Annotated in this window: 24 protein-coding genes; 10 read left to right on the top strand and 14 right to left on the bottom strand. The window is 69.7% G+C overall.

Annotated elements, in window-relative coordinates:
* Nucleotides 1–19 precede the first annotated feature (19 nt).
* Both AB0J87_RS12230 and AB0J87_RS12225 read left to right on the top strand, forming a co-directional pair.
* A complete protein-coding gene (locus AB0J87_RS12230; RefSeq protein ID WP_363964593.1) occupies nt 20–1,351 on the top strand; it encodes an ATP-binding protein in 1,332 nt (443 codons plus the stop codon).
* Between the two features lie 158 nt (nt 1,352–1,509).
* Complete coding sequence (locus tag AB0J87_RS12225) at nt 1,510–2,112, top strand: DUF4142 domain-containing protein (RefSeq protein ID WP_363964591.1); 603 nt, start codon at nt 1,510–1,512, stop codon at nt 2,110–2,112.
* A gap of 125 nt (nt 2,113–2,237) precedes the next feature.
* Here the strand turns inward: AB0J87_RS12225 and AB0J87_RS12220 are convergent, their stop codons facing one another.
* From AB0J87_RS12220 to AB0J87_RS12185, 8 genes are all read right to left on the bottom strand, one after another.
* Nucleotides 2,238–3,086, bottom strand: coding sequence for a F510_1955 family glycosylhydrolase (locus tag AB0J87_RS12220; protein WP_363964589.1), 849 nt, complete (start codon nt 3,084–3,086; stop codon nt 2,238–2,240).
* 13 nt (nt 3,087–3,099) lie between these two features.
* Nucleotides 3,100–4,638 carry a multicopper oxidase family protein gene (locus tag AB0J87_RS12215; protein WP_363964587.1) on the bottom strand — a complete coding sequence of 513 codons (1,539 nt, stop codon included), beginning with the start codon at nt 4,636–4,638 and terminating at the stop codon, nt 3,100–3,102.
* A gap of 66 nt (nt 4,639–4,704) precedes the next feature.
* On the bottom strand, nt 4,705–5,097 hold the full coding sequence (locus tag AB0J87_RS12210; protein ID WP_363964586.1) for a hypothetical protein: 393 nt from the start codon (nt 5,095–5,097) through the stop codon (nt 4,705–4,707).
* A gap of 209 nt (nt 5,098–5,306) precedes the next feature.
* A complete protein-coding gene (locus AB0J87_RS12205; RefSeq protein WP_363964584.1) occupies nt 5,307–6,239 on the bottom strand; it encodes a M56 family metallopeptidase in 933 nt (310 codons plus the stop codon).
* Nucleotides 6,240–6,257: 18 nt separating this feature from the next.
* Nucleotides 6,258–6,593, bottom strand: coding sequence for a BlaI/MecI/CopY family transcriptional regulator (locus AB0J87_RS12200; protein ID WP_363964582.1), 336 nt, complete (start codon nt 6,591–6,593; stop codon nt 6,258–6,260).
* 79 nt (nt 6,594–6,672) lie between these two features.
* Entirely contained in the window at nt 6,673–7,866 is a 1,194-nt protein-coding gene (locus AB0J87_RS12195) for a hypothetical protein (RefSeq protein ID WP_363964580.1), read from the bottom strand.
* A gap of 118 nt (nt 7,867–7,984) precedes the next feature.
* Complete coding sequence (locus AB0J87_RS12190) at nt 7,985–8,557, bottom strand: DivIVA domain-containing protein (protein ID WP_363964578.1); 573 nt, start codon at nt 8,555–8,557, stop codon at nt 7,985–7,987.
* Between the two features lie 359 nt (nt 8,558–8,916).
* A complete protein-coding gene (locus AB0J87_RS12185; RefSeq protein WP_363964576.1) occupies nt 8,917–9,189 on the bottom strand; it encodes an SH3 domain-containing protein in 273 nt (90 codons plus the stop codon).
* Nucleotides 9,190–9,409: 220 nt separating this feature from the next.
* On the opposite strand from AB0J87_RS12185, the gene AB0J87_RS12180 reads away from it, so the two are divergent.
* Nucleotides 9,410–9,775: a metalloregulator ArsR/SmtB family transcription factor gene (locus AB0J87_RS12180; protein WP_363964574.1), complete on the top strand. Its 366-nt coding sequence runs from the start codon at nt 9,410–9,412 to the stop codon at nt 9,773–9,775.
* Complete coding sequence (locus tag AB0J87_RS12175; RefSeq protein WP_363964572.1) at nt 9,768–10,823, top strand: cation diffusion facilitator family transporter; 1,056 nt, start codon at nt 9,768–9,770, stop codon at nt 10,821–10,823. Before AB0J87_RS12180 ends, AB0J87_RS12175 begins: the two co-directional genes overlap by 8 nt.
* Nucleotides 10,824–11,027: 204 nt before the next feature.
* Here AB0J87_RS12175 and AB0J87_RS12170 read toward each other — a convergent pair whose 3' ends face one another.
* Nucleotides 11,028–11,381 carry a hypothetical protein gene (locus tag AB0J87_RS12170; protein WP_363964570.1) on the bottom strand — a complete coding sequence of 118 codons (354 nt, stop codon included), beginning with the start codon at nt 11,379–11,381 and terminating at the stop codon, nt 11,028–11,030.
* Between the two features lie 155 nt (nt 11,382–11,536).
* Here AB0J87_RS12170 and AB0J87_RS12165 point away from each other — a divergent pair, with 155 nt between their 5' ends.
* The 5 genes from AB0J87_RS12165 to AB0J87_RS12145 all read left to right on the top strand — a co-directional run bounded on the left by AB0J87_RS12165 (nt 11,537) and on the right by AB0J87_RS12145 (nt 15,734).
* Nucleotides 11,537–11,896, top strand: a complete 360-nt coding sequence (locus AB0J87_RS12165) for a metalloregulator ArsR/SmtB family transcription factor (RefSeq protein WP_363964568.1) — start codon at nt 11,537–11,539, stop codon at nt 11,894–11,896.
* Nucleotides 11,896–12,795, top strand: coding sequence for a cation diffusion facilitator family transporter (locus AB0J87_RS12160; RefSeq protein ID WP_363964566.1), 900 nt, complete (start codon nt 11,896–11,898; stop codon nt 12,793–12,795). Before AB0J87_RS12165 ends, AB0J87_RS12160 begins: the two co-directional genes overlap by 1 nt.
* A gap of 100 nt (nt 12,796–12,895) precedes the next feature.
* Nucleotides 12,896–14,122 carry a trypsin-like peptidase domain-containing protein gene (locus AB0J87_RS12155; RefSeq protein ID WP_363964564.1) on the top strand — a complete coding sequence of 409 codons (1,227 nt, stop codon included), beginning with the start codon at nt 12,896–12,898 and terminating at the stop codon, nt 14,120–14,122.
* Between the two features lie 282 nt (nt 14,123–14,404).
* Nucleotides 14,405–15,142, top strand: a complete 738-nt coding sequence (locus tag AB0J87_RS12150) for a thioredoxin domain-containing protein (RefSeq protein ID WP_363964562.1) — start codon at nt 14,405–14,407, stop codon at nt 15,140–15,142.
* Nucleotides 15,123–15,734 (top strand): vitamin K epoxide reductase family protein, encoded by a 612-nt coding sequence (locus AB0J87_RS12145; RefSeq protein ID WP_363964560.1) that lies wholly within the window; start codon nt 15,123–15,125, stop codon nt 15,732–15,734. Before AB0J87_RS12150 ends, AB0J87_RS12145 begins: the two co-directional genes overlap by 20 nt.
* A gap of 32 nt (nt 15,735–15,766) precedes the next feature.
* On the opposite strand, the gene AB0J87_RS12140 is transcribed toward AB0J87_RS12145, so the two are convergent.
* The 3 genes from AB0J87_RS12140 to AB0J87_RS12130 form a co-directional block, all read right to left on the bottom strand.
* Complete coding sequence (locus tag AB0J87_RS12140; protein ID WP_363964558.1) at nt 15,767–16,336, bottom strand: hypothetical protein; 570 nt, start codon at nt 16,334–16,336, stop codon at nt 15,767–15,769.
* Nucleotides 16,337–16,658: 322 nt separating this feature from the next.
* Nucleotides 16,659–17,513 carry an NAD(P)H-binding protein gene (locus AB0J87_RS12135; RefSeq protein WP_363964556.1) on the bottom strand — a complete coding sequence of 285 codons (855 nt, stop codon included), beginning with the start codon at nt 17,511–17,513 and terminating at the stop codon, nt 16,659–16,661.
* Nucleotides 17,510–18,577, bottom strand: a complete 1,068-nt coding sequence (locus AB0J87_RS12130; protein ID WP_363964554.1) for an NADP-dependent oxidoreductase — start codon at nt 18,575–18,577, stop codon at nt 17,510–17,512. The genes AB0J87_RS12135 and AB0J87_RS12130 overlap by 4 nt, the downstream gene beginning before the upstream one ends.
* Before the next feature lie 55 nt (nt 18,578–18,632).
* Here AB0J87_RS12130 and AB0J87_RS12125 point away from each other — a divergent pair, with 55 nt between their 5' ends.
* Nucleotides 18,633–19,070, top strand: a complete 438-nt coding sequence (locus AB0J87_RS12125; RefSeq protein ID WP_350734908.1) for a MarR family winged helix-turn-helix transcriptional regulator — start codon at nt 18,633–18,635, stop codon at nt 19,068–19,070.
* A 209-nt stretch (nt 19,071–19,279) separates the two neighbouring features.
* Here AB0J87_RS12125 and AB0J87_RS12120 read toward each other — a convergent pair whose 3' ends face one another.
* Together AB0J87_RS12120 and AB0J87_RS12115 are read right to left on the bottom strand one after the other, a co-directional pair.
* Nucleotides 19,280–19,735 carry a DUF6069 family protein gene (locus AB0J87_RS12120; protein ID WP_363964551.1) on the bottom strand — a complete coding sequence of 152 codons (456 nt, stop codon included), beginning with the start codon at nt 19,733–19,735 and terminating at the stop codon, nt 19,280–19,282.
* 12 nt (nt 19,736–19,747) lie between these two features.
* Nucleotides 19,748–20,005 carry a hypothetical protein gene (locus AB0J87_RS12115; RefSeq protein WP_363964549.1) on the bottom strand — a complete coding sequence of 86 codons (258 nt, stop codon included), beginning with the start codon at nt 20,003–20,005 and terminating at the stop codon, nt 19,748–19,750.
* Between the last annotated feature and the right edge of the window lies 1 nt (nt 20,006).

The raw sequence follows: 20,006 nt of genomic DNA, 5'->3' as shown, positions 1-20,006 counted from the left end.
GCGCTCGATCCGAGCGCGCGTGACCACGCTCGCGATCTTGATAGCAGCGCTGGTCTGCACCGTCACGTCCACCATCACCCTCGCCACCGTGCCGCCCTACCTGCGCGAACTCGTGCATACCAGGGTGGAACTGGCCGTACACAAAGTCGCCGACCAAACCCGAGCCAGCCGCCTTCCGGCGAAGCTGGAAACGCCGTCGCACGTGCATCTCCTGCAGGTCGTCTCCGAGGACGGCAAAGTGCTTGCCGCCTCCCCCGATCCGCACGCGGCCTCGCCCGTGATGACCGTCCAGGCGGACAAGCGCGAGAAGATCCACATCTCCGAGCGTCGGCTGCCGCCCGTCCAGGGAGAAGACGGGGGTGAGTACCTCGTGGTAGCCAGGCCTGTGCACATGCCGCAGGGTCGTGCCACGGTGTACGGTGCGGCCTCGCTCGCCGAGCTCAACCGGGCGCTGGCGTGGCTTCACGCGCTGGTGTTCCTGGGCACGCCGCTGGCGCTGGTGATCGTCGGCGCGACGACGCGGGCGGTGGTCGGGCTCGCCCTGCGCCCGGTCGAGCGCATCCGCGCGGAGCTGACCGAGATCACCGGCCAGGACCTCAGCAGGCGCGTACCCGTACCCGACACCGGCGACGAGATCGCCGACCTGGCTGCCGCCACGAACCATACGCTCGACCGCCTCGAACGCTCCGCCGAGTCCCAGCGCCGCTTCGTGGCCGACGCCTCTCACGAGCTGCGCAGCCCCCTTTCATCCCTGCACACCCAGCTGGAGGTCGCCAGCGCCTACCCGGACGAAACAGACTGGCGGGCCACGGGCACGCAGGCGCTGGCCGCCGCCGACCGCCTCACCGGCATCATCGACGAGCTCATGATGCTGGCCCGCCTGGACGCCCACGCGGTCGTGCAGCGCCGCGTGGTGGACATGTGCCGGGTGGCCCAAGAGCAGGTACGTCGCCGAGAAGGCTCCAGAGCTCTCATCGTCATCAACCCATGCAGGCCTGCCCCGGTGTACGGCTCGCCGATCCAGCTCGACCGCATGCTGACGAACCTCCTGGACAACGCCACCCGGCACGCCGCCACCAGGATCGACCTCTCGGTCGAGGTGGCGGACCGCAAGGTGATCGTCACCGTGGCGGACGACGGCGACGGCATCCCACCGCAGGACAGAGAGCGGATCTTCGAACGCTTCACCCGCCTGGACGACGCACGGGCCAAGGACAAGGAGGGCAGCGGCCTCGGCCTGTCCCTGTCCCGCGAGATCGCCATGGCTCACCGTGGCACCCTGGCCGTCGCCGACCACTGGCCCGGCGCCCGGTTCGTTGTCGTCCTGCCGCTGTACGAGGGAGAGCCGTAGCGCGCCAACGCCGGCCAGCACCATTCATGACAACTTCTACATGTTGTCGAACTTGTTGGGTCAGGCTCGCGTACCTCCGAAGGAACCACAAGCGTCAAGTGGAGGTACGCCGACGATGACGAACATCACCATCCTCGTGTTTCCGCCAAGCCAAGGGGGTGAGCACAGCCGCCGCTCACGTGGGCACCGGGCGGCGAGCAGATCGGCGACAACGGCCTCCGGACAGCGATCCCGCCGCCACCGCGGCCACGCAGACGTCATCAGGCCCCCTCACAGCAGCCGACCGTGATCTGCTCGTCAAGGTTCGGCAGGCGGGCCTGTGGGAGATGCCCGTAGGCGAGTACGCCGCAACCCGCGCCAAGTCCCAGCGTGTCAAGGAGGTCGGCAGGCAGATCATGAACGAACACGCGAAGCTGGACCTGATGACCCGCCAGACCGCGAGGAAGCTGGGCGTCGCGCTGCCCGACGAACCCAATGCCGACCAGCAGAGCTGGATGGCCCAACTGGCGGCGGAGAGCGGCCCCGCCTTCGACCGGGACTACGCGAACCTGCTGCGCGCCGCCCACGGCAAGGTCTTCAGCACCCTGGCCGCGGTGCGGGCGGGCACCCGTAACTCCGAGATCAGGAAGTTCGCCGGAGAAGGCATGAACTTCGTCATGCGCCACATGACCTACCTGGAATCCACCGGCCTGGTGGACCATGACCAACTGCCGGAACCCCCGGCACCCTCACCCGCCACGCCCCGCGCTGTGGCGAGATGAGGAGACGACCGCCGAGGCGCCTGAGCGGCGTCGGCCAGGCCTGCGGCAGGGTCGCTCAGCTGATCTCCCTGCCACAAGACCCGGCCGGCCCGCTGACATCGCATCCGGGGCAGCGTCGCCCCTCGTCAGGGCTGGTGAACGGTCGTGAAGTCCTTGCCACCGTTCATCGACTCGTAGACCGTGCCGTCCATGGCGGCGGCCAGGAGACGCTCGGCGGATACGGCGGTGAAGGCGACGGCCTGCATGGGCAGGCGCCCGGCCGGCTGCCAGGTCGCTCCTCGGTCGGCGCTGACCTGCACCTGGCCGCCCGGGTCAACGCCGACCAGCCGATCCTTGCCGACCACGTCCAGGAACGACAGCAGCGGGGCTCCCTTCAGCGCTTCGAAGGACCTGCCGGAGTCGCCGCTGACCTTCACGCCATCGGGCGTCGTGGCGTAGAGGCGATCGGGCGCGTCGGCTCCGGCGGCGAGGTCGAGCAGGTCAAGCCGGGCGGCCGGCTTGAGGTCGGCCCCCTGCCCGCGCCAGATCTGGCCGGTCTGGCTGTCGTACCCGTAGGCCGTCTTCCCCGCGACCTGCAGGGCGTGGAAGTCGGCCTTGCCCGCCAGCGCCACCTGCTCCCAGGTGAGACCGGAGTCGGTGGAGCGGATCAGCCCGAGGTGCGGCGGCTCGCCGGCGGTGACATCATCCGCGGCGGGGTGCCCGCTGGCGTAGAAGGTCTTCGGGCCGGCGACCGTGAAACCCATGTGGTCGGCGTCCCGGTCCCCCACCCTGGCCAGCTTCCCGTTCTCCAGGGTGAACAGGCCGAAGTGGCCCGCGACGTACGTCTTGCCGGTCGCGGGGTCCACCCCCAGGCCGTGAACGTGCCCGACCCCCACGTCGGAGGGCCGGGCGGAAGGGGTGGCGGCCGGTTCGCCGGCACCGCACGCCGTCAGACCGATGGCCAGGGCAAGCGCCAGTCCCAGTTTCTTGATCATCGCGCGTGTCCTTTCAGGCCTGGTAGCCGAGCAGGCTCATCATCCCGGCCTCGGCGTGGTAGACGTTGTGGCAGTGGATCATCCACAGGCCGGGGTTGTCGGCGTCGAAGTCGACGTCGAGGGTCGCGCCCGGGAGCACGATCGCGGTGTCCTTCCTGAGGCCGGTCCGCGCCAGGGCGAAGGTGTGGCCGTGCAGGTGCATGGGGTGCCACATCAGGCTCTGATTGACGAACGACAGCCTGACCCGCTCCCCGGACCTGATCGGCTCGATGACCTTCGGGTCGTATTTCCTGCCGTTGATGGCCCAGTCGTACTTGGCCATGCTTCCGGTGAGGTTCAGGGTGATCGTCCGGTCTGCGGCCCGCTGCGGCAGCCGTACGTCCTGCGCGGGTTTCAGCTGGTCATAGCCGACGATGCGGCTGTTCAGCTCGTCAGGCCGGGCATCCGCCTGCGGGGTTCTGGCGCTCTTCGCGGTGCGGACCAGGGCACGGGCCAGGCCCCGCTTGCCTTCCGCCAGCGCGACCAGGGGAAAGGCGCCGTCCTTGAGGGTGACCAGCACGTCGTAGCGTTCGCCCATGCCGAGCAGCAGCGCGTCGGTCTCCACCGGTTCCACCGGGAAGCCGTCGGCGTGGGTGACGGTCAGCCGGTGGCCGCCCAGCGCCACCCGGAACGCGGTGTCGCCACCCGCGTTGATCAACCTGATGCGCACCCGGGCACCCGGCTTGGCGGCGAACGTCTCCGGAGCGGCGGCCACCCGCCCGTTGATCAGGAAATGCGGGTAGTAGACGTCGCCGGCGTCTCCGCCGAGCAGGTCGCTCTCGGCGTTCATCATCATGTGCGGCCACTTCGCCGACGCGGTCGGCGCGGGCGTGGGCGTGGGCATGGCCATGCCGCCGTGGCCGTCGTGCCCGCCGCCACCGGTCGTCATGCCCGCCATCGCGGTCAGCTCCGCCAGCACGTCGTCAGGGGTGCCGGTCACGCCGTCCATCCAGTCATCCAGGACGACGACCCATTCCTCGTCGTAGCCGAGCGGCTCGGCCGGGTCCTCGACGATCAGCGGCGCGTAAAGGCCGCGGTCGAGCTGCGTGCCATGGTGCGGATGGAACCAGTAGGTCCCCGGATGGGCGGCGGTGAACTCGTAGAGGTGCTCGCCGCCGGACGGAACGGGCTGTTGGGTCACGCCCGGCACGCCGTCGGCGTCGTTGCGCAACGCCAGGCCGTGCCAGTGCACGGTCGTCTCCTTCGGCAGCCGGTTGACGAGCCTGGCCCGGACCACCTCCCCCTTGGCGACACGGATCGCCTGGCCGGGCAGGCGATCGCCGTACAGCCAGGTCCGCACGGTCGGCCCGCCGAGGTCGGCCCGCCCCTCATGGGCGAGGAGCCGAAACTCCCGTACGGAGCCAGGGCGCCGGGCGGCTTCGGCGGCCCGCACCTGCGCCCCACCAGGTTGGACAAAAGCGGTGCTCTCGCTCGACGAGCACGCTGACAACACGGCTCCTCCCACGGCGGCCATGCCGGCACGCAGGAAGAACCGTCGATCGATGGATGTCATGAATCGCTCACGGTTCGAAACGGACGGGAATCCTTGACGCCGGGCTCAGCCCGGCCCAGAGGACTCCTATGTCCGCAGAACCGCGACGCGTCGGAGGGAGAGCGCGTACGGCAGTGGCGACCCGCGCACCGCGGGCAGTTCCCTCGGGCGATGCGTGCCCGAGCCGCCGATGGCATTCGGCCGGCCGAGGCCGAACAGGGCCAGCACGAACACGACGACCACCGCGGCCAGCGCAACCAGGCACAACACCACAGGACCGTGATCGGCGCCGACGGACGACGCGTGGCCTGCGCTCATGCCAGGATGATCGGCACCCGGCGCGGAGGCGCAGGCGCTGACCGCGGTATGGGAGGCCGCGCAGAAGTGCCCGGTGGCGTAGCTGAGCCCGACGCCCAGCAGCACGGCGGCCACGAGCACAAGTTTCGGCAGCACCGCGGCGACCGCGTTTCTCCCGCTCATGACGCATCCCACCGGACAGGCACGATCCCACCTTACCGGCGCAGGGCATCGCCCCATTTCTGGCCTCGGGAGGAAGACGCCGGCGACGGCGTCGGCCCGCCCGGATCCGCCACCCGCGCGGCGGCCACCACCCGGCGCGCCGCCACCAGCGCCGGTCGAAGGGCTGAGCGGCCGGTATGCGCCTGTGTTCACGGTGACGGGCGGGCCTGTCAGGTGGTGATGAAGATGAGCGGGGCCAGTAGCACCGCGAGCGGACCGCTTAGCAGCAGCATGGCCATGGCGTAGGCGGTGGCGGGCACCCATGGGGTGTGCTCGCGCTGCGTCAGCAGGCGCTGGAGGCGTTCGGCGGCGCCCATGTCGGTCAGGGCGAAGGTGGCGGGTTGTGGACCGTCGTCGTGGCTGGCCATCCGGACAAGGGCGCGGGCCAGCGGCAGCTCGCCGTGGGCTTGGCGGGCGTGGTCGTCGGCGATCATCTCCAGGAGTACGGCCACCGCGCGGCAGGCGGTGTGCGCGGCGGTCAGCCGGGGGAAGGCGTGGGTGAGGGCGAGGAAGGGCAGCAGCGCCAGGTCGTGGCGGCCACGGGCGTGGGCGTGCTCATGGCACAGCACGGCCTGCAGCTCGCTGGTGGTGAGCAGGTCCAGGGTGCCCTGGCTTACGACGATGCGACGGTGTCTGCCTGGCACGCAGTAGGCGACCTTCTTGCTGCTGGGCAGGACGTAGACGTCATGGTCGGGGTGATGGTCGGCGACGATGTCGATCAGCAGCCGTTGGCGGCGCCGCTCGTGTGCGGTGCGGGTGGTGGCGTGGATGGTGTGCGCCAGCAGCCAGGTCAGCAGGGCCGTCGACAGCAGCAGGGCGAGCAGTTGCGGTGGGCCGAGGCCGTCGAGGCCGTGGCCGGTGACGAGGTGGCGGGCCAGGGTGTGCACGCCGTGGGGGAAGACGGCGGCCAGAGGGGCGACCGCGGCCACCAGCCCGAGGCCGATCGCGCCCAGTCCGGCCGCCAGTCCGGCCGCCTGCCAGAGCACGAGTGCGGCACGGGGACAGCGATGTGTCCAGGGCGCGCCGGCCAGCGCGCGGGCGGCCCGGTCACCGAGCGCCACCGGCAGAAGCGCGAGCCCAGGGGGAACCAGCCAGGCGATCATGGCGTGGACCCGTCGCGTTCACCGAGAGCTTCGAGCAAGGCTGCCGCCACCTGCGGGGTGACGGTGCCGACGAAGCGTTGCACGGCCGCCTCCAGGTCGCCGGCCTCGTTGAGGGCGGCATGCGGCCTCGGCGGCGAAGGCGTCCTTGGTGGCGGTGGCCTTGTAGAGGTGGGCGCGGCCGATGCGCTCGCGGGCGACCATGCCTTTGTGTGACAGGCGTACCAGGACGGTCAGCACGGTCGTGGTGGCCGGCTGGGAGGGCAGGATGGCCGCCAGGTGGTTGGCGAAGACGCCCCCGGGATGCTCCCACAGGGCTTGCATGATCGATCGCTCCAGAGTGCCGAGTTGCATCATCACTCTCCTGCCGCATCGTGGTGTGTGAGCTGAAGTGGACGGGCGCTGGTCGTAGGACCGGGCTGCCGTGCTGCCCACCTCACCGATGCTGCGACTCCGGCTCGTCGCTCAGCGCGCTGAGCAGGAGATGGCGCTGGCGCAGGGTGAGGTCGCCGATGGCGGTCCCGGTGCCGATCTTGGCCTGGCGCAGTGTCTGGGTGATCTGCTCGGGGCTGTGCTCGGGCAGGGCGCGCAGCAGGGTGGCGGCATCGGCGCTGATGGTGGCCGGGTCGCGGCGGGCGAGCAGTTGTTCGAGGCTGAGTTGCCCGCCGGAGATGGCGGCGCGTAGCTGGGTCGTCGTCATCTGCCGGATCGGTGCGGTGGGCGGGCCGGGTGCACGGGAGTGAGGGACGGGGGCGGCGACCATCGGCTGGGGCAACCCGCCGGCGAGCACGGTTTGTGTGGTGATCAGCAGGCCGCCGACGCCCGCCACGACGGTGGCGGCGATGACGAGGTGGCGCCGGGACAGGCGTCGGCTGTCGCGGGCGATGGTGAGCCCGATGACCGCGGTGCGCAGCAGCACACCGGTGACCATGCCGAGCAGGATCGGCACGCTCTGGGCGGGCAGGGGCGCCACGGTGGCGAGGACGACACCGGCGGCCGGGGCCAGGCAGGACAGGGCCAGCCAGGGGACCGCCGGCTTGCGGGCGAGGTCGAGCAGGGCGGTCAGGGCCAGCCCTTCGCTGGCCGAGTGGATCACCAGGGCGGCCACCACGACGGCGGAGGAGACCAGCGCCAGGGTGGCGCCCTCGATCATGCGGTGCAGGGACAGCGCGGCGGCGGTGCCGACCCCGCCGTAGACCGCGGCGCTGACCGCTTCCTTGATCCGGCGGTGCAGGCCCGGCGCGTGACGTCCCCCGGCGGCGGCGCCGGAGTCGTGGCTGTGGCCGCAGCCTTTGCGGGTGAAGAAGGTGATGACGGCGAACCCGAACAGCCCGGCCAGGCCCACCACCCAGATCGGCACGCCGGTGGCGTCGGCTTCCTGCCAGGCGTCGGGCAGCAGGTCGACCAGGGCGGTGATGAGCATCAGAGCCGAGGCGATGGCCAGCCAGATGCTGATCTTCGCGCTGTTGCGGCGGGCCAGGTGGGCGCCGGCCAGCGTGGACAGCGCGACCAGGACGACGGCAACCCACGTGGTCCAGGCCGGCAGGGCGACGTCCAGAGGATCTTTCGGGCCCAGGTCGTACAGGGCCAGGGTGTGCAGGGGCGCCGGTCCCCCGGGCGGCACGAACATGGCACGGCCTTTCCTGCGAAGTACGGGCATTGCGGCGATCGCACGGTGCCGCGGCGGCGGTGGGCGCCGGCACCGGTACATCAAGATCGAGTGGGACGGCCTCCGCCCGGAACGTCTGTCAGGGGCCGAGGAGGCTGCCGGCGGTGCTGGGCGGTGCCATGGCCGCCCGCGCGGGTGAGGCTTCGTGCACGCCGTGGCTGGGCGTGGTGAGATCTTCCAGTACGGTACGCAGCTCGTCGAGCCGGCCCTGCAGGGTGTGCTCCAGGTGCCTGCTCTGGTCGGTGACGGCCAGCGTGAGCCGGTCGATCTGTTCGTCGATGGCCTGGCGGGCGGCCTGGGTCAGCGTGTCGGCGGCCGCCGCGGCCTCGCGCCGCCTCTGCTCGGCTTCGGCGTGGGCGGCGGCGATGATCTGGCGGGCTTCGCGCTGGGCGGCCGTGATGGTTTTCTCGGCACTTCGGTGCGCCGCGGCCAGCACCTCCGCCCCGGCGGACGCATCCGGCGGGGCGACGGCGTTGGCGGCCAGGCGCTCACGCAGCTGGGCGTTGTCTCCCCAGAGCAGGCTGAGGGTGGTCTCCACACGGGACAGGAAGGCATCCACTTCGGCCAGGTCGTAGCCGCCGCGCAACCGCACCACGGTGAAGACCTGGTGGTGCACCGCGGCGGCGGTCAGCACGGCGAACTGGCCGGACATGACCGCCTGAAGCGATGGTGAGGTGGCGCCGTCGGGGGCTGCGTGGCCGTGCGGAAGGTGAGGACCGTGGTCGTGTTCGTCGTGCTCGGCATGCATGGTGACTGTGAAACCTTTCGCCGTCGGCTCGTAGCCATGACTCGACAGGGCGGCGGGAGTGGTCCTGGCAACACCGCCCATGGACGCCTGTCGCCAGGACCACGGATCAGCCGCGGGAGCGGGGTAACGGTGTGACCGCCAGGCGGCAGGCCGGCATCACCGGCTGGTGCGGGGCGGCGTCGTGCTCGTCGTGGCAGTGCCCCGGGCCGCAGTCCAGGCCTTGGTGCCGCCTGGATGCGGGTCCCGTGCCGGTGGTTGAAGCGCTACTTGGTGGAGCGCAGGCTGACGGTGGTGCTCTTGCGCAGATAGCCGTTCCAGGCCCAGCCGCGTACCCCGGCGGGGGTGGTGACTCGCAGCCAGCCGCGCTTGCCGGCGCAGGATCCGGCGATGGCACGATCACCGGAGCGGAGGTGCCCGAGGACGCGCGCGTTCCGCCGGGGTGCGGCCTGGGCCGGCAGCCCGGTCAGCGCCAGGCATCCAGCGGTCACGGCCATCATCGCGGTGGCGGTGGCGGTGGCGGTGTGGACACTTCTCATTGTGTGAGCCCTTCCTGTGCGCGTGGCTGTAGGGGGTTGCGTGAACCTGGTACAGCACAGGCCGGACCCTGACCGTCCAGCCTGCAACTTCTACGCAATGTAGTTGACTCATTACAGTGCGTTTAAACATCTGATCAGATATTCATGAGTAGAAATCCCGTCGGCGCGATCTCCCTACAGGCCTTGACCCGGCGCGCCACGACAGGGAGCATCTGTATATATGAACATCCCATCAGGTGTTGATGCCGAACGTCTCGAGGCGATCCGCTGTGTCCTGCCCTCATCGACGATCGCGCAGGATGCGGGGCACCTGCTGGCACTACTGGCCGATCCCGGCCGGATCCGGTTGCCGGCGGCGCTCACCGCAGCCGGTGAGCTGTGCGTGCGAGACCTGGCCGCCGTCGTCGGGCGCAACACCTCGGCGGTCTCACATGCGCTGCGGATGTTGCGCGGCCATCGGATCGTACGGGCGCGCCGCGCCGGACGGCCGGCTTACTACCGGTTGACCGACGCCCACGTACGCAACCTCCTGCAACTGGCCATCGCCCACGTCACCCACCCCCCGAGGAGCTCCGCAGATGTCTGAACATCACGAGCACGACCAGCCACAGGACCACGTCCACGGTCACGGTCACGGTCACGGTCATGGGCACGGGGTCAGCGCGGATGCCGATCGCCGGTATCTGGGCGGCGCGCTGGCATTGATCGTCGGCTTCATGGCCGTCGAGGTCGTGATCGGCGTGATCGCCCAGTCACTGGCGCTGATCTCCGATGCCGGCCACATGCTCACCGACGCGATGGCGATCGTGCTGGCCCTGATCGCGATGCGCATCGCGGCCCGACCACCGCGCGGCGGCTTCACCTACGGGCTGAAACGCGCCGAGATCATCTCAGCCCAGGTCAACGGCATCACCCTGCTGCTGCTCGCGGCCTACTTCAGCTTCGAGGGCATCCGCCGTCTGATCGAGCCTCCCCAGGTCGAGGGCCTGTTCGTGGTGTTCACCGGATTGGCCGGCATCGTCGTCAACGTGGCCGCCACCTGGCTGCTGTCCAAGGCCAACCGTTCCAGCTTGAACGTCGAAGGCGCCTTCCAGCACGTCCTCAACGACCTCTACGCCTTCATCGCCACCACCCTGGCCGGCCTCGTCGTCTGGCTCACCGACTGGACCCGCGCCGACGCCATCGCCGCCCTGATCGTCGCCGCCCTCATGCTCAAAGCCGGATGGGGCCTCGTCCGCGACGCCGGACGCGTCTTCATGGAAGCCGCTCCGGCCGACATGAACCCCGCCCAGATCGGCCGCCAGATCGCCGCCCTCGACACCATCGTCGAAGTACACGACCTCCACATCTGGGAGGTCACCTCCGGATACGCCGCCCTCTCGGCACACATCCTGGTCACCCCCGGCGCCGACTGCCACGCCGCCCGCCTGGCCGTCGAAGAACTCCTCCGCCACAGCCACGGCATCGAACACACCACCCTGCAGGTCGACCACGCCACACCCGACAGCCACACCTTCGACGACAACGGCACCCCACGCCCCCTCGAACCGCACTGCGCCGACCCCCACGGCCCCACCCACCACGCCCAGCCACGCGACGAGATGACCGTCAGCGACAACCACGCCGACCACTGAAACGCCGGCCGTGCGCAGCTCGAACAGCTCGCCCGGCTGGGCTCCGGTGAACAAGCTCGTGCGTGATCGATGAAGGACTGCATGTCAGATGTCTCCTGCGCGCCATGCGGCGCGTTCAGTGCCGTTGGGGTCGTACGTTCACGGACCGAGCGACGGGCAGCGTCGTACGAGACGGGGCCGCTCCGCGCGCTCGGGCGACCCCGATCAGCAGCGGAACACCTGGAGCAGCGCACCGCTGGGTTGTCTGCGCAGCCCGTACGGCGGGTCCTCGGCCTCCGCCGCGGTGGTGAGCGCCGGCGCCGCAGGTTCCGGCACCATGGCGTCCGACGGGCTCGTCGCATCGAGGGGCCAGCCGGCCCGCTGGCGGTCAAGGGCCCAGGCGTGGCCGAACTTCTCCTCCGAGGTCGGGAAGTGGTCGCAGTGGCCCGTCTCGTCCGCGGCCACGGCAGTCGCGGGAGCGTACGGATCATCCGCGGAAGGCACCCCATGGGAGAGCAGCATGATGGCGAGAAGGGTCATGGCCAGCGCCACCAGCGCGCTCAGGGCCGGCCTCGTCACCGCCGTGTTCCCCCGATAGTAGTCACGTCGCCCTACACGACATCAGCCGACAAAGCGGACGCTCTTGACACGGCATCCAGGCAACGCCATATCTTGATTATATGAACGAATCTTCAGATGAACGTATATTGAAGATGGACGGCTGTGCTGTCAAGGTGGTCGACGCAGACAGGGTGTCCGCCGTCTGCGAGCGGATGCCGGCCGCCGAGGACCTCACTGACACCGCGGACATCTTCGGGCTGCTGTCGGATCCGAACCGGTTGAGGCTGCTGGTGGCCCTGCTGGACGGCGAGTTGTGCGTGTGCGACCTGGCCGCGGTGACCGGCCAGAGCGAGTCCGCGGTGTCCCACGCGCTGCGACTGCTGCGCGCGCACCGCATCGTCGCCGCCCGCCGTTCCGGCCGGATGGCCTACTACCGGCTGGAAGACCCGCACGTACGGATGCTGCTCGACCTGGCTCTCGCCCACACCGAGCACACCGACGCCATCCACCCCGAACGCGACGGGAACACCTGATGGGCGCCGGACACGGTCATGGGCACGCGGGAAGCCGGCACCGCTGGCGCCTGGCGGTCTCCTTCGCACTCATCGGCTCCTTCTTCGTCGTCGAACTCGCCTACGGCCTGATCTCCGGCTCGCTGGCACTGATGTCCGACGCCGGGCACATGGCCGCCGACGTCGTCACCCTCGGCGCGGCCCTGGTCGCCACCAGGATCGCCACCCGGCCGGACACCACAGGCCGCCGCAGCTATGGCTCGTACCGGGCCGAGGTGTTCGCGTCCCTGCTGGCCGTCGTGCTGATGCTCGGGGTCGCCCTCTACGTGGTCGCCGAAGCCGTCGGCCGGATCGGCGGACCCGCCGAAGTCTCCTCCGGCCCGATGCTCGTCGTCGGCGCCATCGGCCTGGTCGTCAACCTCATCGCCCTGCTCCTGCTGCGCGCAGGCGCCGGCGAGAGCCTCAACGTCAAGGGCGCCTACCTGGAGGTCGTCGCCGACACGGCCGGATCCGTCGGCGTCATCATCGCGGGCGGGCTCGTCTCCGCCACCGGCCAGACGTTCTGGGACACCGTCGTCGCCCTGGCCATCGGCGTCTTCGTCGCCGTACGCGCCATCTCGCTCGGCCGCCAGGTCTTCGCCGTGCTCGGCCAGCACGTACCCGAGGGCATGGACGCCACCGCCGTCGCGCAGGACCTGGCCGCCATCGACGGTGTACGCGACGTCCACGACCTGCACCTGTGGACCCTCACCTCCGGCATGAACGTCGCCACCGCCCACCTCGTCACCATCGACCAGAACGGTAACCACGCCGTCCTGGACCAGGCCCGTGACGTGCTGCTGCGCCGCCATGGCGTCGCCCACGCCACCCTCCAGGTCGAACCCGCCAACCACACCGGCTGCGACGAACTCGGCTGGTAACCGGCTACCGAGGCTCTGTCTCACCTGGATCATCGGCTTAACCGCCTCTTATGCGGCTCCTGACACCCTTCGAGAGCATCGGGACTCAAGGAGATGACGGATGAACGTGAGCGAGCCCCATCAGCAGGGGACCGGCGGGTGGAGTCAGTTCGGCAGTGCGCCGCCGGTGGCCGGAGGCTTCCCCCGACGTGACACGATCGTCATGGAGCAGCCGCCACCGCCGCCGCCTCCCGTGAATGAGCCCGGTTTCGGTGTCGGTCGAAGGGCCGTCGCCGCGCTGGCCTTGGCCGCCATGGCCATCGGCGGCGGCGTTGTGGGCGCCGTCGTCGCCAACGCGTTCCGGCCCGAGCCGGTGGCCACCGCCGGCGCGCCGAGTCCTGTCTTCAAGTCGGCCGCCGACCAGCTCACGGTGGCCGAGGTCGCGGCCAAGGTGCAGCCGACCGTCGTGATGATCCAGGGCCAGAGCGGCGAGGGCTCCGGCGTGGTGCTGTCGCCGGACGGGCTCATCCTCACCAACAATCACGTGGTCGAAGGGGCCGGCCAGGGCGGCGGGCAGATGACCGTCAAGTTCAGCGACGGCAAGACAGCCAAGGCCAGCGTGGTCGGCACCGACCCGGCCACCGACCTCGCCGTCATCAGGGCCGCAGGCGTCTCCGGGCTGGCCAAGGCCACCCTCGGTGACAGCGCCACGCTCAAGGTCGGCGACCCGGTGCTGGCCATCGGAAGCCCGCTCGGGCTGGACGGATCGGTTACGGCGGGCATCGTCAGCGCGCTCGACCGTACCCTCACCACCGGTCCTGACCAGCGGCAGCAGATCCCGCCGGGCTTGGGCCAGGAGCAGCCGCAGAGCGCTGGGACCACGATCGGCGGCGCCATCCAGACCGACGCCGCCATCAACCCCGGCAACTCCGGCGGCGCGCTGGTGAACGCCACCGGCGAGCTGATCGGCATCAACACCGCGATCGCCTCGAACGCCGCGGGCGGCGGCGTCGGCTTCGCCATCCCGGTCAACACCGCCAAGCAGGTCTCCGAGCAGCTCATCGGCAACGGCAAGGTCACCCATGCTTTCCTCGGCGTGAGCGTCACCGACGCGACCGGCGACGTCCCCGGCGCCCTGATCGGGCAGATCACCGCGGGGAGCCCGGCGGACAAGGCGGGCCTGAAGCAGGGAGACCTGATCACCAAGATCGGCGACACGACGGTTGACGCAGGGGAAACAGTGGTGGGGCAGGTGAGAGGTTTCAAACCGGGCCAACAGGTCAAGATCACGTACATGAGGGACGGCAAGCTCAACGAGGTCACCGTCACCCTCCAAGAGAAGAAGTAGCGGCACTCCCCTGCCCGTCGGACCTTGTCCATCAGGAGAAGGTCTGACCTCATCTTGCGCGCCATACCACCGGTACGGCGAGAAACTCTCGTCCATAAGGTCGTGAGCCGACCGCAGCGGACGCCGCCCGACCATCGAGCTTCCATCACCGTCGAAGCCCCGGCTGACGCCGAGCCAGCAGCAGCCCAAAGCGATTTATGCCGAGAGCATCCCCGCATCTTCTACACTGCGTAGAACTTCGGCCGCCCCGGGCCGATCGGACGTGGTTGGGAGGAGTCGCAGGTGTCGCGAGAGCAAGAGCGGACCGAGACCCGGCGCGCCAAGGTAGAGGCAGCCCGGGAGGAGGGTAGACGGCAGGACGCTCGCCGCCGCAATCTCAAGGTCTCGCTCGTGGTGATCGGCGTGTTCGTCATGGTCGTGGCCGCGTTCGTGTTGATCAACCGGCTGGAGGCCGCCGGCGAGCAGGCGGGGCAGCCGGCGGCAGGTGAGACCCAGTTCGTCCGCAAGGACAGCCACAAGCTGCAGACCGCCCCTGACGGCAAGGTCACGCTCGTGGAGTTCCTCGATTTCGAGTGTGAGGCGTGCAAGGCGTACTTCCCGACCGTGGAGGAGATCCGGAAGCAGTACGCCGGGAAGGTCACCTTCGTGGCGCGATACTTCCCGATCGCCAGTCACTTCAACGCCGAACGGGCCGCCCGCGCGGTCGAGGCGGCCGCTCAGCAGGGCAAGTTCGAGCCCATGTACCAGCAGATGTACGAGACCCAGAGCCAGTGGGCTGAGAAGAAGGTGGCGGCCGATCCTTTCTTCCGCCAGCTCGCTCAGCGTCTGGGATTGGACATGGCAGCCTGGGACAAGGCCTACGACGACCCGGCCACGCTGGCCCGGGTGAAGAAGGACGCAGCCGACGGGCAGGCTCTGGGAGTCCAGGGCACCCCCACGTTCTTCCTGAACGAGAAGAAGATCGAACCGCGCTCATCCGACGAGTTCAAGGCGGCCATCGATGCTGCGCTCGCCAAGTAAGCTCGACGAGCCGCGGGCGGCCACCGATCCGTTCCCCCGGCTCCTGCCTCGGCTTCTGCTGGTCGGCGGCTTGATCGGGTTCGTGGCGTCGTTCGTGCTGACGGTCGAGAAGATCGCGCTGTTGAAGAACCCGGCCTACGTGCCCAGCTGCAGCATCAACCCGGTCCTGTCCTGCGGCTCGATCATGCGTACGCCACAGGCAGAGCTGTTCGGCTTTCCCAACCCGCTGCTGGGCATGGCCGGGTTCGCCGTTGTCACCACCGTAGGGGCGGCACTCCTGGCGGGTGCACGTCCACGCCGCTGGTTCTGGCTCGGGCTGCAGGCCGGCGTGACCGCCGGGGCGGTTTTCATCCACTGGTTGATCTTCCAGAGCCTCTACGTCATCGGCGCGCTCTGCCCGTACTGCATGGTTGTCTGGGCGGTGACCATGCCGATCTTCTGGTACGTCAGCTTGCACAACCTCAGTGGCGCGTCGAGCGGGCCGAGGCGCAAGCTGACTGAATACCACACGGTGACGCTTACGGTCTGGTACCTGGCCGTCCTCACGTTGATCGGCATCCGGTTCTGGTCGTACTGGAGCAGTCTGCTGTAGTCGTCGCGGTGACGGCCGGAGAGATACGGCAGTCAGCCCCGTATGTACGTCTCCCAGACCATCTCGGGCGTGAAGCGGTTGTCGCTGCAGTCCTTGAGTCTGAGGAACTCCGGATTTCCCGTCGTGCTCTTGCTCAGACACATCGGGTGGGCCGGGGCGTTGGCGCGGGAGCGGAAGGCGTACCTGTTGGGGCCCATCGGGATGGCCATCCAGACGGTGTTGCTACTGCACGGCCCCAGGCCCGCCGCGGTGCCCCCGCCGTCCTGCATGCGCCCGCCGCCGAACAGGATGCATCGTCCCGTCAGTTTGTTCTCGAGTTTGACCTCGCCAATTTTTCCGGTACTGGGAAATCTCACCTTCCATAGCTGCGAATCCTTGGCGAACGTGCTCGCGTTCAACCGGACCAATCCAGTGATCTTGCCGTCGGGGGCCCATTGCACGTCCATGGCGCGAAGGGCGAAGGGAGCGGTCTTGTCCTTCGTGGTGCCCCGGAGATGGAACCATTCGGCGGGCATGGCGTTGGCGGGCGTCGCCGTAAGGGGAACGAGTCCTGCCGCCAGAATCGCGGCGCCGATCAGAGCGGTGAATTTCGCGCGACGCATGGGAGTCTCCTCGCACCAGTGGTCGAGTGGGGCACGCCTTGTGTATGGCGGATCGCTTTCATGCCGGCTGATGGCGGCTTGCGATCGGCCTTGCCAGTAGACGGTGCAGCCGACACGGACCGCGACCTTGGGCGATCAGCGGCCCAGCCCCCGCGAGACCGGCGCGCCTGACCAGGCCCGCGGTGCAGGGACGCGCCGGCCCCTCGAATACGCCGTCTCGCGGCGCGAGGGGGGCCGTTGTCGTGTCCCCTGAGGCCGCCTGATCACGACGAGCCCGTTGTCAGGCGCCGAGTTCTTGGTGCCAGCCCCGACCGGCGCGCGGCTATGGGACCGGCATCGGGCTTGTCCTCCATCCGTCGAGGTGGGCGTCGATGAACTCGCGTATCGACGTGGGCTCACGTCCGGTGATCTGCTTCACGGCCGCCGAGAGATCGCCGAAGCCACCGTGTCGGACGCGGCGGTAGAGGTCGTCGAGAATGTCCGCTGTCCAGGGGTCGAGGCCGTGGAGGGTCGCCTGCGGGTCGGGGTCCTCGACACGGATCCGGTGGCCGAGGCGCGCGGAGAGCTCCTGCGCGACGGACGCGACCGGCACCGGCTCCGGACCGGTGATCGTGTACGCCTGGTCGTGATGCTCCTCCGGCGCGCCGAGGACGGCCACGGCGATGTCCGCGATGTCGCGTGCGTCCACCCACGCGATCGGGGCACCCCCCGAGGGCAGGCTCAGGACGTGGTCGTCCCGTATGGCGTCGCGGTAGAACCGAGGGTCGGTCAGGACCTGGTGGAACCAGGACGGACGGAGCAGTGTCCAGGAAGCGGCCCGGGTGACCACCGCGTCCTCGACCCGGCGCGCCCAGTGGTCCGGCGAGAGGGTTTCGGCTCCCTGCTCGGACAGGAGGACGACGTGCGCGTCCGGGTTCACCTCGATCAGGCCGGCGACGAGTTCGGGGGCGGCGGGAAGGTCGGGGCGCATCAGGTAGATCGCGTCCACGGCTGTGGCCGCCTCGCGCCAGGTCTCCTGGTCGTGCCAGTCGAACCGGACCGGATCGGTCCCGGTGACCGGCGTCCTGGCGGGCTGCGACGACCCGGCGCGGACGAGGATCCCGGAGCGGCGTAGCCGGGCGGTCACCTCGCGTCCTGTCTTGCCTCGGGCTCCGGTCACCAGCACTGTACGGGTCATGCCTGCTCCTCAAGCCGGACGACGGCCTTGCCGATCGTGGGTGCTCCGCCGTGCAGCAGGCTCAACAGGGCTTCGGGCACCCGCTCGATGCCGTCCAGCACCGTCTGCCGGTGGACGATCTCACCCGAGCGCACCCAGGAACCCACCTCGGCGCGGAAGGCGGGCATCTGGTCCTGGTGATCGGTGACCAGGAAGCCGCGCGCGGTCGCCCGTTTGGTGACCAGCTGGTACAGGTTCGGCAGGCCGTGCGGCTCCCGGCCGTCGTACTGGCTGGCCATCCCGCACAGGGCCAGCCGGGCGCCGACCCGCAGCCGGTCGATCGCGGCCTCCAGCTGAGCACCGCCGACGTTGTCGAACACCACGTCGATGCCGTCCGGCGCGGCCTGTGCAAGGTGCTCACCGGCCGCACCGTCGTGATAGTCGAAGGCGGTGTCGAAACCGAGGTCGTCCACCAGATGGCGTACCTTGGCGGACGATCCCGCGCTGCCGATCACCCGCTTGGCTCCCCGCAGCCTGGCGATCTGACCGGCGATGCTCCCGACCGCCCCGGCCGCTCCCGTGACGAACACCGTGTCGCCGGATCGCACCGACGCCACCTGGGTGATGCCCAGCCATGCGGTCAGGCCCGTCACACCGAGCACGCCGAGATAGGTTTCGGCGGGCAGGTCGCCGGTGTCGATCGGGACGACCCCGGCCGCATCGGTCACGGTGGCCTCGCGCAGCCCCAGGAAGTGCTCGACCACCTGGCCCGGCTTGACGCCGTCCGCGCGGGACTCGACGACCACGCCGACCGCTCCCCCCTCCAGCGGCGCGTTCAGCGGGAACGGAGGGATGTAGGACGGGCGGTCGTCCATCCGGCCACGCATGTACGGGTCCACCGACAGGTGTGTGTTGCGTACCAGGACCTGTCCGGGCCCCAATTCGGGAATCCGGGCTTCGACCAGCGCGAAGTCGTCTGCTGACGCCTGCGCTTGCGGCCGTCGTGTCAGGTGCCACGCCCGGGCCCGTCCCCTCCTGGTGACCGTCATCGGAATGCCCTTCCCGTAGATACTTGATTCACTCAAGCATCTACCCTGACATACATACTTGATTGCATCAAGTTCTTGGTAGAGTGGCCCTATGGCCGTACCCACGGGGCCCGTCACCGCCTCGACCGATGCCGAACGGGCGATGTTCGACTTCGTCGATGCCTACGACCGCGCCTACGAAACCGCCGCCCTGGAGCACGGCCTGAGCGTGGCGCAGGCCTGTGTGCTCGGGCGGCTCACCCGGCAGATCGGGATGCGGGAACTGGCCGACGAACTCGGCTGCGACGCATCCAACATCACCCAGATCATCAGCAGGCTCGAGGCGCGCGATCTCGTCCGCCGGCACCCCCACCCCGACGACCGCCGCTCCCGGCAGATCGTCCGAACCCCCGACGGAACCGCCCTCTACGCCGCCTTCGAGGAGTCCTTCGAGTTCGCCCGTTCCGCCACCGCCAATCTGAGCTCCCGCGAACAGGACCAACTGGCCACCCTGCTCCGCAAGGCCCTCAACGGAACAGCCAAACCGTGAGCTCCTGGGCACCGGTGCGCGTCGTGTCAACCCCCGCGGGGGTCCCCCATTTGACGGCGCAGTGATGGTCGATCATTAACGCGTCCACGTCCTTGAAGTACGTCTTGGAGCTCTGCCCCGGCTGCAGCCACCGGAGGTGATACCTCCTCTTCTTGTCGTCCCACGTCCGCCAAGGCGCTCGCGCCGCGCGTTGTCCCGTTGCGGGATCGTCAATCGGTCCGGGTGCGGAGGCTGCGCGCCAGGATGGGGATCATCACCGTCGCAGGGACGAGGTGTAGCCCGAGGAGGGCGGTGATGGTGGCGGTGTTCGCCCCGGAGAGGAAGGGCGGGACCAACGAGATCGCGGTCAGCGACACCGCCGTCCACACGAACCGCTCGGCGGGGCGAGCGCTCCAGCGAAGCAGAGCGACGGCAATGACGATGCCCGCGACCGAGAAGAAGCCGGTCACCACGGCGAACCCGGCCAACGGGATCGTCTCGCCACCATCGGGGACCTCGAAACCGACGCCAACGGCCTGGGCGAGCGCGGCGGCGAGGGTGGTGGCCACCATCGCTGCGAGCGCAGCGACGAAGCCGGTGCCGGCGAGCCCGCGGAGTCGGTGGGTGCGGCTGGTCCGGCCCGATGCCGGGCCTGCGACGTCCCCGGTGTCATTCATGCTGTTCATGTCGTTCCTCCATCATTCGGTAACTGGCGTGACGGTCCCGGCCCCGGGGATGACGATGCGCACCCTCGCCGTGCGACGGCCGGGGTTCCGCAGGGCGCGGACGCCGGTGCCGCGGAGCCAGAACCCGGCGCCGCGTCCGAGGACCGGCCCGGGCTCGCCGTCGCGCAGCTCCAGCTGCACCCGACCGCGGGTGACGACGCCGAACGCGTCGTACCACTCCTCCGCGACCACCGCGACACGCGCGCCACCGCGCAGCGCGAGCGTCCGCACC

The organism is Nonomuraea sp. NPDC049625, from assembly GCF_040675285.1.
In the GTDB taxonomy this organism is placed as follows: Bacteria; Actinomycetota; Actinomycetes; order Streptosporangiales; family Streptosporangiaceae; genus Nonomuraea; species Nonomuraea angiospora_A.
Note: the sequence above shows the minus strand (reverse complement) of the source record. Positions and strands in the feature narration are given on the sequence as shown.

Excerpts from the sequence above, each read along its gene's own strand:
- AB0J87_RS12220 (WP_363964589.1), bottom strand. The coding sequence starts at position 3,086 with ATGATCAAGAAACTGGGACTGGCGCTTGCCCTGGCCATCGGTCTGACG.
- AB0J87_RS12215 (WP_363964587.1), bottom strand. The coding sequence starts at position 4,638 with ATGACATCCATCGATCGACGGTTCTTCCTGCGTGCCGGCATGGCCGCC.
- AB0J87_RS12210 (WP_363964586.1), bottom strand. The coding sequence starts at position 5,097 with ATGAGCGGGAGAAACGCGGTCGCCGCGGTGCTGCCGAAACTTGTGCTC.
- AB0J87_RS12205 (WP_363964584.1), bottom strand. The coding sequence starts at position 6,239 with ATGATCGCCTGGCTGGTTCCCCCTGGGCTCGCGCTTCTGCCGGTGGCG.
- AB0J87_RS12200 (WP_363964582.1), bottom strand. The coding sequence starts at position 6,593 with ATGATGCAACTCGGCACTCTGGAGCGATCGATCATGCAAGCCCTGTGG.
- AB0J87_RS12195 (WP_363964580.1), bottom strand. The coding sequence starts at position 7,866 with ATGTTCGTGCCGCCCGGGGGACCGGCGCCCCTGCACACCCTGGCCCTG.
- AB0J87_RS12190 (WP_363964578.1), bottom strand. The coding sequence starts at position 8,557 with ATGTCCGGCCAGTTCGCCGTGCTGACCGCCGCCGCGGTGCACCACCAG.
- AB0J87_RS12185 (WP_363964576.1), bottom strand. The coding sequence starts at position 9,189 with ATGAGAAGTGTCCACACCGCCACCGCCACCGCCACCGCGATGATGGCC.
- AB0J87_RS12180 (WP_363964574.1), top strand. The coding sequence starts at position 9,410 with ATGAACATCCCATCAGGTGTTGATGCCGAACGTCTCGAGGCGATCCGC.
- AB0J87_RS12175 (WP_363964572.1), top strand. The coding sequence starts at position 9,768 with ATGTCTGAACATCACGAGCACGACCAGCCACAGGACCACGTCCACGGT.
- AB0J87_RS12160 (WP_363964566.1), top strand. The coding sequence starts at position 11,896 with ATGGGCGCCGGACACGGTCATGGGCACGCGGGAAGCCGGCACCGCTGG.
- AB0J87_RS12155 (WP_363964564.1), top strand. The coding sequence starts at position 12,896 with ATGAACGTGAGCGAGCCCCATCAGCAGGGGACCGGCGGGTGGAGTCAG.
- AB0J87_RS12145 (WP_363964560.1), top strand. The coding sequence starts at position 15,123 with ATGCTGCGCTCGCCAAGTAAGCTCGACGAGCCGCGGGCGGCCACCGAT.
- AB0J87_RS12140 (WP_363964558.1), bottom strand. The coding sequence starts at position 16,336 with ATGCGTCGCGCGAAATTCACCGCTCTGATCGGCGCCGCGATTCTGGCG.
- AB0J87_RS12135 (WP_363964556.1), bottom strand. The coding sequence starts at position 17,513 with ATGACCCGTACAGTGCTGGTGACCGGAGCCCGAGGCAAGACAGGACGC.
- AB0J87_RS12125 (WP_350734908.1), top strand. The coding sequence starts at position 18,633 with ATGGCCGTACCCACGGGGCCCGTCACCGCCTCGACCGATGCCGAACGG.
- AB0J87_RS12120 (WP_363964551.1), bottom strand. The coding sequence starts at position 19,735 with ATGAACAGCATGAATGACACCGGGGACGTCGCAGGCCCGGCATCGGGC.